Annotated in this window: 15 protein-coding genes; 6 read left to right on the top strand and 9 right to left on the bottom strand. The window is 62.9% G+C overall.

Translation table 11 applies throughout. From position 1 onward, the window contains the following. Positions 1-80: 80 nt before the first annotated feature. Together CUR21_RS07515 and CUR21_RS07520 are read left to right on the top strand one after the other, a co-directional pair. Positions 81-866, top strand: a complete 786-nt coding sequence (locus CUR21_RS07515) for an IclR family transcriptional regulator (RefSeq protein WP_100196389.1) — start codon at positions 81-83, stop codon at positions 864-866. A 15-nt stretch (positions 867-881) separates the two neighbouring features. Then, a complete protein-coding gene (locus CUR21_RS07520; RefSeq protein WP_100196390.1) occupies positions 882-1,940 on the top strand; it encodes an ABC transporter ATP-binding protein in 1,059 nt (352 codons plus the stop codon). A gap of 39 nt (positions 1,941-1,979) precedes the next feature. On the opposite strand, the gene CUR21_RS07525 is transcribed toward CUR21_RS07520, so the two are convergent. The 5 genes from CUR21_RS07525 to argH all read right to left on the bottom strand — a co-directional run bounded on the left by CUR21_RS07525 (position 1,980) and on the right by argH (position 7,719). Further along, positions 1,980-4,430, bottom strand: coding sequence for a DUF4175 domain-containing protein (locus tag CUR21_RS07525; RefSeq protein ID WP_232622719.1), 2,451 nt, complete (start codon positions 4,428-4,430; stop codon positions 1,980-1,982). A 56-nt stretch (positions 4,431-4,486) separates the two neighbouring features. Beyond that, a complete protein-coding gene (lysA, locus tag CUR21_RS07530) occupies positions 4,487-5,752 on the bottom strand; it encodes a diaminopimelate decarboxylase (protein WP_100196392.1) in 1,266 nt (421 codons plus the stop codon). A 74-nt stretch (positions 5,753-5,826) separates the two neighbouring features. Next, positions 5,827-6,135: a DUF2834 domain-containing protein gene (locus tag CUR21_RS07535; protein ID WP_100196393.1), complete on the bottom strand. Its 309-nt coding sequence runs from the start codon at positions 6,133-6,135 to the stop codon at positions 5,827-5,829. A gap of 58 nt (positions 6,136-6,193) precedes the next feature. Further along, positions 6,194-6,319 carry an argininosuccinate lyase gene (locus CUR21_RS07540; RefSeq protein ID WP_100196394.1) on the bottom strand — a complete coding sequence of 42 codons (126 nt, stop codon included), beginning with the start codon at positions 6,317-6,319 and terminating at the stop codon, positions 6,194-6,196. Continuing rightward, positions 6,316-7,719: an argininosuccinate lyase gene (gene argH, locus CUR21_RS07545; RefSeq protein ID WP_100196395.1), complete on the bottom strand. Its 1,404-nt coding sequence runs from the start codon at positions 7,717-7,719 to the stop codon at positions 6,316-6,318. The genes CUR21_RS07540 and argH overlap by 4 nt, the downstream gene beginning before the upstream one ends. 22 nt (positions 7,720-7,741) lie before the next feature. On the opposite strand from argH, the gene CUR21_RS07550 reads away from it, so the two are divergent. Continuing rightward, a complete protein-coding gene (locus tag CUR21_RS07550; protein WP_100196396.1) occupies positions 7,742-8,281 on the top strand; it encodes a TlpA disulfide reductase family protein in 540 nt (179 codons plus the stop codon). A gap of 26 nt (positions 8,282-8,307) precedes the next feature. Here CUR21_RS07550 and fliP read toward each other — a convergent pair whose 3' ends face one another. The 4 genes from fliP to fliF are packed head-to-tail and all read right to left on the bottom strand — an operon-like array spanning position 8,308 to position 11,541. Beyond that, positions 8,308-9,033: a flagellar type III secretion system pore protein FliP gene (gene fliP / locus CUR21_RS07555; RefSeq protein WP_100196397.1), complete on the bottom strand. Its 726-nt coding sequence runs from the start codon at positions 9,031-9,033 to the stop codon at positions 8,308-8,310. A gap of 9 nt (positions 9,034-9,042) precedes the next feature. Further along, entirely contained in the window at positions 9,043-9,312 is a 270-nt protein-coding gene (locus CUR21_RS07560) for a FliM/FliN family flagellar motor switch protein (RefSeq protein ID WP_100196398.1), read from the bottom strand. Beyond that, positions 9,305-9,904, bottom strand: a complete 600-nt coding sequence (locus CUR21_RS07565) for a flagellar biosynthesis protein (RefSeq protein WP_100196399.1) — start codon at positions 9,902-9,904, stop codon at positions 9,305-9,307. The genes CUR21_RS07560 and CUR21_RS07565 overlap by 8 nt, the downstream gene beginning before the upstream one ends. Further along, on the bottom strand, positions 9,904-11,541 hold the full coding sequence (fliF, locus tag CUR21_RS07570) for a flagellar basal-body MS-ring/collar protein FliF (protein ID WP_100196400.1): 1,638 nt from the start codon (positions 11,539-11,541) through the stop codon (positions 9,904-9,906). Before fliF ends, CUR21_RS07565 begins: the two co-directional genes overlap by 1 nt. A 96-nt stretch (positions 11,542-11,637) precedes the next feature. Here fliF and fliL point away from each other — a divergent pair, with 96 nt between their 5' ends. The 3 genes from fliL to CUR21_RS07585 are packed head-to-tail and all read left to right on the top strand — an operon-like array spanning position 11,638 to position 13,081. Continuing rightward, positions 11,638-12,117 carry a flagellar basal body-associated protein FliL gene (gene fliL, locus CUR21_RS07575; RefSeq protein WP_100196792.1) on the top strand — a complete coding sequence of 160 codons (480 nt, stop codon included), beginning with the start codon at positions 11,638-11,640 and terminating at the stop codon, positions 12,115-12,117. Between the two features lie 11 nt (positions 12,118-12,128). After that, positions 12,129-12,515 carry a DUF6468 domain-containing protein gene (locus tag CUR21_RS07580; protein ID WP_100196401.1) on the top strand — a complete coding sequence of 129 codons (387 nt, stop codon included), beginning with the start codon at positions 12,129-12,131 and terminating at the stop codon, positions 12,513-12,515. Further along, positions 12,512-13,081, top strand: a complete 570-nt coding sequence (locus CUR21_RS07585) for a MotE family protein (RefSeq protein ID WP_100196402.1) — start codon at positions 12,512-12,514, stop codon at positions 13,079-13,081. Before CUR21_RS07580 ends, CUR21_RS07585 begins: the two co-directional genes overlap by 4 nt. Positions 13,082-13,111: the final 30 nt, after the last annotated feature.

A 13,111-nucleotide genomic window follows, 5' to 3' on the forward strand; every position in this document is an offset into this window, starting at 1 on the left:
ATTTGAAACTTAGTCTTGAATATTGAAAACTATGTCCGCTATTGCTATGGCTGTCAACAGGGACGCTGCGGGAGGCAGGGATGGGAAGCGAAGGACACGCCGATGGCACGGTCGGCAAGGCGCTGGATGTGCTCGACCTTGTGGCAGGCCATGGCAAGCCTGTGCGCTTCTCGGATCTGCTGGAAAAATCCCCCTATCCCAAGGCCACACTCTACCGCTTCTTGCAGACGCTGACGCATCAGGGCATGCTGTCTCACGACGCGGATCGGGGCACCTATACGCTGGGGGTGCGTCTGGTGCGCCTTGCTCATGCGGCTTGGGCTCAAAGCTCGCTTGCTCCGATCGCACGCCCGTTTATCAGTGACTTGGCAGCCGTGACTGGCGAAACCGTCCATCTGGCACAGATCGATCAGGGACAGGTTCTTTACGTCGACAAGCGCAATGCCGCGAAGCCGGTCGAGATGTTTTCGCAGGCGGGAAAGGTTGGCCCTGCCTATTGCACCGGGGTCGGCAAGGCGATGCTTGCCTTCATGTCGGAAGACGCCATCGCCGCCGCCATTTCACGGCAGTCCTTCCACCGCTTTACCGAGCACACGCTCGACACCCCCGATAAACTCCGCGCCGAACTCAGGGCGATTCGCACCCGGGGTTATGCCTTCGACCGCGAAGAGCATGAGCCGGGGATCATCTGTTGCGCCGCCCCGATCCTCAGCCGCAATGGCCGGGTTCTCGGCGCACTGTCCGTCACCTCTACCACCGCGCGCAGCACGCTTGCCGGGCTGGAGGCAGAGGCACCACGAATCAAGGATTGCGCGGCGCAAATCGCCGCCGAGGCGGAAAGCTGGCGCTTTCCAGAGCAGGAATAACGGGAGGAAACGGGTATGACAGGCGTTACGCTGAACGGCGTGGTCAAGAGCTTTGGGGATGTGCGTGTCATCCATGGTGTCGATCTGGAGGTCAAGGACGGGGAGTTCTGCGTCTTTGTCGGCCCGTCGGGCTGCGGCAAGTCCACGCTTTTGCGGATGATCGCGGGGCTGGAAGACACCACCAGCGGCGCGATCCGCATCGGAAGCCGCGATGTCACCCATGCCGACCCTGCCGAGCGTGGGGTGGCCATGGTGTTCCAAACCTATGCGCTTTATCCGCACATGACCGTGGCCGAGAACATGGGCTTTGGCCTGAAAATGACAGGCCACCCCAAGGCCGAGATTGACCGAAAGGTCGCCGAGGCGAGCCGCATCCTGAAACTGGATGCCTATCTGACCCGCAAGCCCAAAGCGTTGTCCGGTGGCCAACGCCAACGTGTCGCCATCGGTCGCGCCATCGTGCGCGGGCCCGAGGTGTTCCTGTTCGATGAACCCCTTTCAAACCTTGACGCCGAACTGCGGGTGGAAATGCGGGTGGAGATCGCCCGACTGCACCGCGAAATCGGTGCGACGATGATCTATGTCACCCATGATCAGGTTGAAGCCATGACACTGGCCGACAAGATCGTCGTGCTGCGTGCGGGCCGGGTAGAGCAGGTGGGCGCCCCGCTTGAACTCTACCACGATCCCGACAACAAATTTGTCGCCGGATTCATCGGCAGCCCGGCGATGAACTTCATCGCCGCCCGTGTCGACGGGCCCGGCATGGTCACCGCAGCGGGGCTGAATGGCCCGACCCCGGTTGCGACACGCTTGCCCGAAGCCGGGGCCGCTGTCACCCTTGGTCTGCGCCCGCAGCATCTGACGCTGGCCGAAGGCAACAGCCACAAGGTTGAGATGATCGAAGCGCTGGGGGGCGTCAGCTATCTGCATGTCAGCGCCGCGACGGGCGAAAAGCTGGTCCTTGAATCGCGCGACACCCCAAGCGTGCGGCTGGGCGATCACGTCGGCATCAGCTTTGATCCGGCCCATCTGATGGCCTTTGACGCCAAAACCGAACTGCGCCTGCGCTAAAGGCGAAAGCGCGGCGCCCAAAAGCGCCGCGCCCGGTTTTCAGAACATATCCAGCAAGCGCCGCAGATAGTCACGCTCGGCCTCGGGGCGGTCTTGGTCGCCGGTGCGGCGGCGGATTTCGTCCAGCAGATCCTGCGCCCGGCGATAGACATCTTCCCCTTGCAGCATGTTCCGGTCCGATCCGATCCGCGCGGAATCGCCGGGCTCGCGCCCCAGCGGATCGCGCTGGCTGTTGGGATCGGCGCGGCCAAAAGCCTCGCCCTCTCCGGCGCCATTCTGCTGATCGCGCTGCTCTTCCGCCAAGGCCTCGCCAAAGTTGCGCATGCCTTCGCGCAAGGCTTCCATCGCCTCCGCCTGACGGTCGAGCGCGCCGGGCAAGTCGCCGTTGCGCAGCGCATCCTCGGCCTCGCGCATGGCACGACCCGCACGGTCCATTTGCTGCCGTCCGGCCTCACCACGCTCGCTGCCCTCTCCCGGCAGTTCCCCACGGCCCAACTGGCCCAGACGATCGCGCAACTCCTGCTGACGCTGGGCCAAGCCTTCACCGCCTTGGCCCTCTTGTCCCGGCTGCTGACCTTGCTGCCCATCCTGCAAATCGCGGAAGGCATCATCCGAAAGGCCCTGCTGATCGCGCAGCGTCTCTCCCAGCTCGCGCATGGCCTGATTGCCCTGCCCCTGACCTTGGCCCTGACCCTGCCCCTCGCCTTGCGTCACCTGCATGTTTTCCATCAGCTGCCGCAGCATTTCCATGAGCTCTTGCGCCTCGGCCATCCGGCCCTCTTCCATCAGGCGCTGCAATTCATCCAGCATTTCCTGCAACTGATCGCCTGACATCTCCATGCCTTCCATGTTCTGAGAAAGCGCGCTGTCAGGGTTGCGTTGAGATTCTTCGGCCAGTTGCTGCATGTAATCGGCCAGTGCCTGACGCATCTCCTGCATCAGCTGGTCAATCTCTTCCGGGCTCGCGCCATTGCGGATCGCCTCGTCCAGCCGATCCTGCGCGCGGCGCAACCGCTCCATCGCGCTGGCCAGATCGCCCTCTTCCACCAGCAAGGCAATCTGCCAGAGTTCTTCGGCAATCTCGTCGCGCTTCTCGGGCGTCAGGCTCGCCTTTTCGGCATCCAACTGCCGCATCACCACCCGCAACCTCAGATAGGCACGCTGATTGCGGATGAATTCTTCGGGCTGATAGGTCACAGCCTTGAGCACCTGCGCCGATCGTGCCGCATTCTCGCGCGTCCACAGCAGGTCGCGCCGCATCTCGATGATCGACGCGGCCAAAGGATCAAAAAAGCGCTTGCCCGGCAGGGTGACAGCCAAGGGGGCGGCCTCACCCGACTGACCCGCCGCATCCGTGGCCGAAAAGGTCATCACAACCGGCAGATTTGCAAAAGGATGCTCTGACAGATCATCGATCAGCGTTTCGGAAAATGCCGCGCGGTCCCCCGTGACCGGCATCGGCAGATCCAGCACCACCGGATCGCGCGGCTCTGGCGCGGCGGCCAGACCAAAGCGGCGGTCGATATTGGCCAGATCCAGCGCAATGCTGACCTGCCCTTGCACCACGCCGTAATCATCGCTGGTGGCAAATCCCTGACGGAAGCGCCCATCCGCCTCGCGCCCGATCTCGCCTTCCGGCGTGATCGTCGGCGCCCGGTCCGGTGTGGCCGTAAAGGCCCAAGCCCGCCCGCCCGGCCCTTCGATCGTGACATTCCCAGAGGTGTTGAGCACGAAATCGCGCGCCACGCTCTGCGCTTCAGCCGCCGCAACCTCTGCCGCGCCCGAAACCGTTTCGGTCAGCGTCAGTGCGCCCACTTCTCCATAAAGGCGAAACTGCAGGCGGGTGCCCACAGGCACCTCTACCGTTTCCGCCGTCACATCGTTCAGGTAAAGGGTCGGCCTGCCGGTATAGGCGGGCGGCTGCGCCCAGCCTTCCCACGTCGGCCCTGCCGCCAGCGACCCGCCCGCCCCCGGCGCCAGCGCCGCGACCGAGGTCACCCGCCACAAAGAGCCGAACATCAGCGCCATCACGAAAGCGGTCAGCGCCACATAGCGCAACGCGAAGGGATCGCGGGACGACAACCGCAGATCAGGCTCTACCGCGCGGGCCTGCGCCGCCCGGGCTGCCATCCGCGCCTGATGCGCGCGCCACACAGCCAAGGAAGCCGGATCATCGCCACCAATCGCCTGCACATCTGTCAGCGCCGCAATCGGATGCCCCGGCAGCCGCGAGTCCAGCCGCGCCAGCGCCTCGGCCCGCTTGGGCGCGCGAAACGCCCGCAGGCCAAGCCCCAGCGCCAGCAGCGCGCCGATGCCCACCACAGCCGCGCCCGCCCAGACATATTCGATCGCAAGATGATCCTGCGCGCCAAACGCCAGCACCGCAAGCACCGCAAGCAGCAGCGTCCAAAGCGGCCAGAACGCCCGCGTCACCCGCTCGGCCCACATCCCCAGATGTGTCAGCCGCAGCGGCCAAGCAATGCGCGTCATCAGATCTTTTGGGTCGGAAACCGCCATGCCAGCCTTTCCAAAGGCTGGACGGGGTGTCACAGCCATGCGGGGATGGTATCGCGCGAAAGGATTTCGTCAAAGGTTGGTCTTGCCCTGATGACAGCGAAGTGATCCCCCTTCACCAGCACCTCGGGGATCAGCGGACGGGTGTTGTATTCCGACGCCATCACCGCCCCATAGGCCCCCGCACTGCGAAAGGCGATCAGATCCCCTTCGGCCAAGGGCGACAGCGCGCGCTGCTTGGCAAAGGTATCGCCCGTCTCACACACTGGCCCCACCACATCAAAAGGCTGCGCCTCGCCGCCGGGTGCAGGCTCGACCACCGGGACGATGTCATGATGCGCGCCATACATCGACGGGCGCACCAGATCGTTCATCGCCGCATCCACGATCAGGAAATCGCGGCCTTCACCCTCTTTGACATAGATTACCGATGACACCAGAATCCCGGCATTGCCCGAGATCAGGCGCCCCGGTTCAATCTCGATCTCGCAGCCCAGATCGCCCACCGTCCGCTTGATCAGCGCGCCGTAATCGGTAGGCAACGGCGGCGCCTCATTCGACCTTGCGTAGGGAATGCCCAAACCGCCGCCCAGATCCAGCCGTTCGATGCTGTGCCCCTCGCTGCGCAGGCGCCGGGTCAGATCCGCGACCTTCAGATAGGCCTGCTCGAAAGGCGCAAGCTCGGTCAACTGGCTGCCGATGTGCACATCGATGCCCACCACCCGCAGCCCCTTCAGTGCCGCCGCTTCCGCATAAACCTCGGACGCGCGGGCAATCGGGATGCCGAACTTGTTCTCGCTTTTGCCGGTGGCAATCTTTTCATGGGTCTTGGCGTCCACGTCCGGGTTCACCCGAATGGTGATCGGGGCCACCACGCCCAGCGACAGGGCCACCTCCGACAGCGCCCGCATCTCGGGCTCGGACTCCACATTGAATTGCCGAATGCCGCCGGTCAGGGCCAGCCGCATCTCTTCCCGCGTCTTGCCGACGCCGGAAAACACGATCCGCTCTCCCGGCACCCCGGCGGCGCGCGCCCGGCGGTATTCCCCGCCCGACACCACATCCATCCCCGCCCCCAGATCGCCCAAAAGCTTGAGCACCGCCACATTCGACAGCGACTTGATGGCAAAGCACACCAGATGCGGCAGCGGAGTCAGCGCCTCGGTGAACAGATGGTAATGCCGGGCCAAGGTGGCGGCGGAATAGCAATAGAACGGGGTGCCAACCGTGGCCGCGATATCGGCAATCGCCACATCCTCGGCATGAAGCAGTCCGTTCTGATACAAAAAATGGTCCATATGCCCCGCAACCCCGGCTCCACGTCGCGCCTGCATCTACCCGCTGCCGCGCGCGATTTCAAACGGAACGTGGCCTAGCGTGACCGCAGGAACAAATAGAGCGGCAGGCCACAGCTGACGCCGATGCAAAAGGTGGCCGGGATGGCCAACAAATTGACCCAAGCCTTGCGCCTGAACGTCTCGGCGATCACCCAAACCGTCAGCGCAATGGCCGCAATCGTCAGATCCCAGGTCAAGCCGGTGGTCGAGGCATTGACATACCAAGCATCGATCAACCCTGACAGCCCGGTGCCGGTCTCAACCATATAGGTGACAAACCAATACATCGGATGCACGGCGCCCCAGATCGCCAGTGCCAAATAGATCGTGCGGATCGGTGTCATCGCCTGCTCCCGTTGCCCGAGATCAAACCTAGCACGCGCGACCGCGACGGCCAGCCGTTCAGCGCAGCACAACCCCTACCCGCGCTTCACCCGTGATACCAGACACCGGGCGCTCTGGGGCCCCATCCGCCCCGCAGGCTGCCAGCGCGGCCAAGGCGAGCACAGGGAAAATCAACCGGGTCATGCCAACATCTCCTTCCAGCGCGCCACCTGCGCCCGCACCTGATCGGGCGCGGTGCCACCATAAGATTGCCGCGAGCGCACCGAGTTTTCCACGCCCAGCACATCGAACACATCGGCGCGAATGCCAGCGTGCACGCCTTGCATCTGCGCCAGCGTCAGATCCGGCAGGTCACAGCCTTGGCTTTCCGCCAGCGCCACGAGCGTGCCCGTGACATGATGCGCGTCACGGAAGGGCAGGCCCAGCTCGCGCACCAGCCAGTCGGCCAAGTCGGTGGCGGTGGAAAAGCCGCTCGCCGCGGCCTGCGCCAGCACCGCGCGGTTGGCGGCCATGTCGCTCACCATTCCGGTCATCGCGGCAAGCCCCAGCATCAGCGTATCCGACGCGTCAAAGACCTGTTCCTTGTCCTCTTGCATGTCCTTGGAATAGGTCAGCGGCAGCCCCTTCATCACCGTGAACAAAGCCACGGTCGCCCCCAGAATGCGCCCGATCTTGGCCCGCAAAAGCTCGGCCGCGTCCGGGTTCTTCTTCTGCGGCATGATGCTGCTGCCGGTGGTCCATTTGTCAGACAGGCGCACAAAGCGGAATTGCGCGCTCGACCAGATCACCAATTCTTCGGCAAAGCGGCTCAGATGCATGGCGCAGATGCTGCTGGCGGCCAGAAACTCGAGTGCGAAATCGCGGTCGCTGACGGAATCCAGGCTGTTTGCGGTGGGCCGGTCAAAGCCAAGCGCCCGCGCCGTCATGTGCCGGTCGATGGGAAAGCCGGTTCCCGCCAGCGCCGCCGCGCCCAGCGGGCATTCGTTCATCCGGGCCCGCGCATCCTCGAACCGGCTGCGGTCGCGCGCGAACATCTCGACATAAGACAGCATGTGATGCCCCCATGTCACCGGCTGCGCTGTCTGCAGATGCGTGAACCCCGGCATCACCCAGTCGGCGCCGGCTTCGGCCTGTGCGACAAAGGCGCGCATCAAGGCCGTTAGCCCGGCAATCGCCGCATCGCATTGATCGCGCACCCAAAGCCGAAAATCGACCGCCACTTGGTCATTCCGGCTGCGCGCCGTGTGCAAACGCCCGGCAGAGACCCCGATGATCTCTTTCAGGCGGTTCTCCACATTCATATGAATGTCTTCGAGATCGGTGCGAAAGTTGAATTGCCCGGTTTCAATCTCTGACAACACGGTGAGCAGCCCTTCCCCGATCGCTTCCGCATCGCTAGGTGTCAGGATACCCGTCGCGGCCAGCATTGCCGCATGGGCACGCGACCCGGCAATGTCCTGCGCGTAGAGCCGTTTGTCGAACCCGATCGAGGCATTGATCGCCGTCATGATCGCGTCCGGCCCTTCGGCGAAGCGCCCGCCCCACATCTGGTTGGCGGCTTTGGGATCTGCGGGTGCGGTCATGGATGCATCTTTCGGAGGGGTTATGCTGCGGAAAACTCTGGCCATCCTTTATACGGCCTTGGCGCTTGGTGCAAATCCGGTTGCCGCCGATGTTGCCGCTTTGCGCGAGGGCGACATGAAAAAGCTGGCCCTGCATGCTGCTCCGGTCCCTCTGGCCGAGGTTGGCCTGATGGACGCCAACGATGCGCCAGCATCGATGGCGGACTACCATGGCAAATGGGTTGTCCTGAATTTCTGGGCCACGTGGTGCGCGCCGTGTCGTCATGAAATGCCTTCGCTTGACCGCCTGCAAGCCGCCTTGCCCGAGATCGCCGTCGTTCCGGTCGCCACCGGGCGCAATGCCGTACCTGGCATCGAGAAGTTTTATGCCGAGGCCGGGATTGCCCATCTTCCGATCCTGCGCGACCCGCAGTCCGAGCTTGCCCGTTCGGCGAGTGTGATGGGCCTGCCCGTGACCCTGATCCTGAATCCCGAAGGACAAGAAGTTGCCCGGCTGATCGGTGATGCCGAATGGGACAGTGACAGCGCGAAAGCCATTCTTGCGGCGCTTGCGGCCGAGTGAAAGCTCAGCAGGCGCGTCTTGCGGCATCATAAGTATGACCGGACAAGCGCTTGGGCGATCAGGCTCCACCCATCAGCGACAACGAAGAACGCCAGCTTGAACGGCAAGGACACAATCGCCGGCGGGACCATCATCATCCCCATCGACATCAGAACGGCCGCCACCACCAGATCAATGATCAGGAAAGGCAGAAAAACCAGAAAACCGATCTGGAACGCCAGTTTGATCTCGCTCAGCATGAAGGCAGGCACAAGAACCGACAGGGGTGCATCAGGCAGGGCCGCGGGCATCGGGTCAGGGCGCAGCGCGGCCAGATGGGCAAAGGTATCGGCGTCCAGCCGGGCAGCCATGAAATCGCGAAACGGGGCCAGCGTGCGGGTGATGGCAGGCCCCAGTTCCAGCTCTTCGCGGCTCAGGGGACCCAAGCCATTGACCCACGCTTCGGTAAAGACCGGGTCCATGACATACCATGTCAGGAAAAGTGCCAGACTTACGATCAGCATGTTCGGCGGCGCCTGCTGCAGCCCAATGGCCTGCCGCAGGATGGAAAGCACCGTGACCACGAAAGGGAAGCAGGTCACCATCACCGCCAGCCCCGGCGCCAGACTCAGCACCGTCAAAAGCAGGATCAGCTGAACCGCCCTTCCCGAAAGCGACGGTCCGTCGCCAAGGCTCAGCGTCAGATCCTGCGCCAAGGCGGAATCTGAAAGTGTCAGCATCAGACCGAGGAAGAGGGCAAGGCGCCAGACCATGTGTTGCCCCTAAAGCCCGCCACGCAGATTGGCGACCTCAATCAGCCGCACGGCCAATTGCCCGGCCTGATCCCCCTCCAGCTCCTGCAACTCGCCGCGCGCGATCAGGCGGTCGCCGATGTAAAGCTCAACCGGGTCTTCCACCCGCCGATCCAGCGGCAGAACGGCATCTTGCCCCAGCCGCAGCAAATCGCGGACCAAAGGACGTGCCCTGCCGACAGAAATCGTGATCTCGATTGGCACTTGGGCAAAGGGATTTGCATCAGCTGACTCATCCATGGCGCCCGTCCTTTTCGGCATACTCAAAAAAATCGTGTATTGCGGTGGTCAAGCAGGCGACGGCATGATCCAGATCGACCCGCTGCTCGACATCGCCAAGGCGCAGGTAAACCTGCCCCTCGCCCAGGCTGGGTTCTTCGACGATGTCGAGCGCAAGCCCAGCGGTCTGCGACAGCAGCCCTTCAACGGCAGGGCGTGCCGTCGGATTCACGACAACATGCACCGGCTGTTCTGACAGATCGTCAAGAAGCGGCATCAAGGTATCAAGCACCACTGGCGCCAGCACATCCCGCGCCAAGGGCGGCAAAAGTTGCGTACAAAGCTGTGTCAGGACCGGTTGCACCGAGCGGAGGATGTGCATACGTGCCTCTTGAAAGGTAAAGGCCATATGCTGAAGATTATTGGCCAGTTCGCTTCCAATGCGGGCCTGTTCACTGTGCGCTGCCGCCGTGGCATCCTCCCATCCGGCGGCATAACCAGACTCAAAGGATTGCAATCGGGCCTCTTCCAGTGCCGCGCTCTCCATGAGCACTGTCTGCGCGCCGCCGTGCTGCGCAGGGGTTTCGAACACCTCGAGCTTCAGCGGGGGCATCAGCTGCGCTCCTCTTCCTTTTCCATCCAGTTGCGCAAGATCTCGACCGATTCACTTTGCCGCTCATCAATCAGCCTTTTCAAACGGGCCACCGGATCGGCGGCCTCTGGGGCAGAGTTGAACAGGGCGCTGTCGTCAAAATTCACCATCGGCATCGCCGGCAGATCAAAGCCGTCCGAGATTTCCCCGGTAAGCGCCGCCGGCGCTGAAGCCTCCACCGGGCCGGGCAAGGCCAATCCCCCTCCTGACGGCGCGGCAAGGACGGGAGCGGGCGCGCGCGCGCTCAGCAAAGGACGCAGCACGAACAGGCCCAAGACAAGGGTCACAACGCTTAGCACCAGCAATTGAAGGAGTGACATCACATCCAGAGGCCCGATGGATGAGAGCAAACCGGCCTCCGCCAGTTCCCCCTCGACCGGGCTGGGAAGGAACTCGAGGGATTTCAGCGTCAGCACATCGCCCCGCGCCTCATCCAATCCTGCAGCCGAGCTGACCAGTTCCCGCAGATCCGCAAGTTCCGCGTCGGATCGCGCTTGCCAGCTGCGTGTTCCATCGGCGGCCACGACCTGCACACCATCGACAAGGACCGCAACGGTGAGCCGGCGGATCGCACCCGGCTCACGCAAAACGTCGCGCTGTGTTTGTGACACTTCGAAATTCACCCGCTCACGGCTTGTGGTGCTTTGGCTTTCGCCACTTTGGTCACCCGCGCCCTCTCCGTCCGGAAGGTTCGAGGCAACCGTCACCCCCGCCTTGCCCTCTTTTGAGGTCTCGCTGCTTTGTTCGCTGTCAGACGAGATGGCCACCCGAGCCTGAGGATCGAAAATGCGTTCTGAAATTGCCTCCCGCTCCCGCAACAAATCGACAGACACTTCCACAACTGCACGTCCCGGCCCGACCCGCGCCTCTAGAAGGCGTTCGACATTCTGCTTGATGTCATGAGCCTGTGCAGTGCCTGCCGCGGGAACAGCTGGATCTTGTGGTCCCGGAATCAATCCGGCTACCGAATCGATGATTGACACATCCTCTGGCTTGAGATTGCCGGTTGCACTGGCCACAAGATGGCGCAACGCATTGGCTTGCTCTGCCGAAAGCGTGCCAGCGGCTGTGGTGACGGTGACGCTGGCGCTCAGGCTCTGGTCACGCTGAAACCCGATTTGGGTGCCTTGCGCGATATGCACCCGGGCTGCCCGGATTTGCGGCATGACAAGAATGGTGCGGGCAAGCTCGCCTTCCTTCGCGCGCCAATAGGCGGCATCGAACATCTGTGACGTGGTTCCAAAGCCGGAAAGACTGTCAAGCAACTCATATCCCGCGCCGCCGCTGGGCGGCAGGCCCTGCCCGGCAAGCTGCATGCGCAAGGCATCGCGGACGTCGCTTGGCACATAGATCGACTCGCCACGCACTTCATAGGTCACGCCCGCTTGGTCCAAGGCCGTGATCACATCATTGGCCGTCCGGCCATCAAGACCCGCGTATAACAGACTTTGCCCGCCAGACTGACCCAGACGCGCCAGTGCGAGCACTGAAAGAAACATGCCGACGGTTGCCGCGACCAAGATGAGCCGCTTCACCGCAGTCAGCCCCTGCCACAAGGAAACCAGATTGTTCACATCATGCCTCCGCCGCGCAGACATCTGTCCGCCATGAATCGATCAATGCAGGAGGCCGCTTAACAATCGGTTAGTGTCCTTCGTTCTATTTTCGGTCTCGCCAAGAAATGCGAGCACATGATGACCCAGACAGAAGCCCCTCCTGACTCTGCGCCAAAAAGAAAGGGCAAGTTGCCGCTTGTCATCGGGCTGGCGGGTGCCATCGCCCTTGGCGGAGGCGGATTTTATGCAACCTATTCAGGCATGATCCTTGGCGCGGGAGAGGAGGAAGAGTCTACGCCCGCTCATGCGGCCTTGCCCGACATCACATTTGTGCCGGTCGATCCGATCACGATCAGCCTTGGCCCGCAGTCCAGTGCGCGCCACCTGCGATTCGCTTCACAGCTCGAAGTGAGCAGCCCCTATGCCGCAGAGGTTCAGTTGCTGCTTCCTCGCATTTCGGACGTGTTGAACAGCTATCTGCGTGCGGTTGAACTGGCGCAGCTGGAAGACCCGTCCGCCCTGATGCGTCTCAAGTCGCAGATGTTGCGCCGGGTGCAGATCGTCACCGGTCAGGACCGGGTGCGCGATCTGCTGATTTCCGAATTCGTTCTGAACTGACGGGAGGGGTCATGAACGTGATCGCCGATTTTCTTCTCGCGACCGGCGCCTTTACCACGGCGATTTATTGTCTTGTGTTGTCGCGTCGCCTGAAGCGGTTCACAGCGCTGGAGACCGGGATGGGCGGCGCGATTGCGGTGCTCTCAGCACAGGTTGATGATATGACAAAGGCACTTGAACGTGCGCGCGGCTCTGCGCATGCCTCTTCATCGGCGTTGGAAGATCAAGTGCGCCGTGCCGAGGCTGCCGCAGCGCGGCTGGAGCTGATTCTGGCGTCTCTCCATGATATGCCCGACGCGATTCCCGACACGCCCACGGCGACCGAAAACCTCGAAGACCGCCGGCCTCGCTTTGTCCGCCGCCGCCCCGAGCGCACGAGTTTGCGAGTGGCGGAATGAAGCTGAGGGCGTTTTTGTCAGGTCGTGGCACGCTTGCCCTGTTGGCGTTGGTTCTGGCGGCAGGGGGCGCATTGCGCTTGGGTCATGGAATCGGCAGTGCGATGGCGTTGCAGGCTGCGGAAGAGGCCACGCCTCAGCATGAGCCGCTGCAATGCCCCGAGCCGCCCGCGGCGCTGGCGCAGGCCCTGCGCGACCGGGATGCTGCCCTTGCTGCCCGCGAAATTGCCTTGCAGGACAGACTGGCCGCACTTGCCCTTGCCGATGAAGCATTGGCTCAGCGGCTGGAAGAGTTGCAGTCGGTAGAAGCGCGCCTGCGGGACACCTTGGCCATCGCCGATGGTGCGGCGGAAAAAGATTTGCAGCGCCTGACCGCCGTTTACGAAGCCATGAAGCCGGCCGAGGCCGCTGCCATCTTTGAGACCATGGCGCAGGAATTTGCAGCCGGCTTTCTGGGCCGCATGCGCCCCGATGCCGCCGCTGCGATTCTGGCGGGGATGACGCCAGAAACAGCCTATTCGGTCAGTGTGTTGATTGCTGGCCGAAATGCCCTTGCGCCTAAGGAGTGAAGGTCAGCCTTTCTTCACGCTTCAATGTGA

Source organism: Pseudorhodobacter sp. MZDSW-24AT (assembly GCF_002794355.1).
Taxonomy (GTDB): Bacteria; Pseudomonadota; Alphaproteobacteria; order Rhodobacterales; family Rhodobacteraceae; genus Pseudotabrizicola.

Coding starts and splice junctions, on each gene's coding strand:
- CUR21_RS07515 (WP_100196389.1), top strand. CDS start 81: ATGGGAAGCGAAGGACACGCCGATGGCACGGTCGGCAAGGCGCTGGAT.
- CUR21_RS07520 (WP_100196390.1), top strand. CDS start 882: ATGACAGGCGTTACGCTGAACGGCGTGGTCAAGAGCTTTGGGGATGTG.
- CUR21_RS07525 (WP_232622719.1), bottom strand. CDS start 4,430: ATGACGCGCATTGCTTGGCCGCTGCGGCTGACACATCTGGGGATGTGG.
- lysA (WP_100196392.1), bottom strand. CDS start 5,752: ATGGACCATTTTTTGTATCAGAACGGACTGCTTCATGCCGAGGATGTG.
- CUR21_RS07535 (WP_100196393.1), bottom strand. CDS start 6,135: ATGACACCGATCCGCACGATCTATTTGGCACTGGCGATCTGGGGCGCC.
- CUR21_RS07540 (WP_100196394.1), bottom strand. CDS start 6,319: ATGACCCGGTTGATTTTCCCTGTGCTCGCCTTGGCCGCGCTGGCAGCC.
- argH (WP_100196395.1), bottom strand. CDS start 7,719: ATGACCGCACCCGCAGATCCCAAAGCCGCCAACCAGATGTGGGGCGGG.
- CUR21_RS07550 (WP_100196396.1), top strand. CDS start 7,742: ATGCTGCGGAAAACTCTGGCCATCCTTTATACGGCCTTGGCGCTTGGT.
- fliP (WP_100196397.1), bottom strand. CDS start 9,033: ATGGTCTGGCGCCTTGCCCTCTTCCTCGGTCTGATGCTGACACTTTCA.
- CUR21_RS07560 (WP_100196398.1), bottom strand. CDS start 9,312: ATGGATGAGTCAGCTGATGCAAATCCCTTTGCCCAAGTGCCAATCGAG.
- CUR21_RS07565 (WP_100196399.1), bottom strand. CDS start 9,904: ATGCCCCCGCTGAAGCTCGAGGTGTTCGAAACCCCTGCGCAGCACGGC.
- fliF (WP_100196400.1), bottom strand. CDS start 11,541: ATGTCTGCGCGGCGGAGGCATGATGTGAACAATCTGGTTTCCTTGTGG.
- fliL (WP_100196792.1), top strand. CDS start 11,638: ATGACCCAGACAGAAGCCCCTCCTGACTCTGCGCCAAAAAGAAAGGGC.
- CUR21_RS07580 (WP_100196401.1), top strand. CDS start 12,129: ATGAACGTGATCGCCGATTTTCTTCTCGCGACCGGCGCCTTTACCACG.
- CUR21_RS07585 (WP_100196402.1), top strand. CDS start 12,512: ATGAAGCTGAGGGCGTTTTTGTCAGGTCGTGGCACGCTTGCCCTGTTG.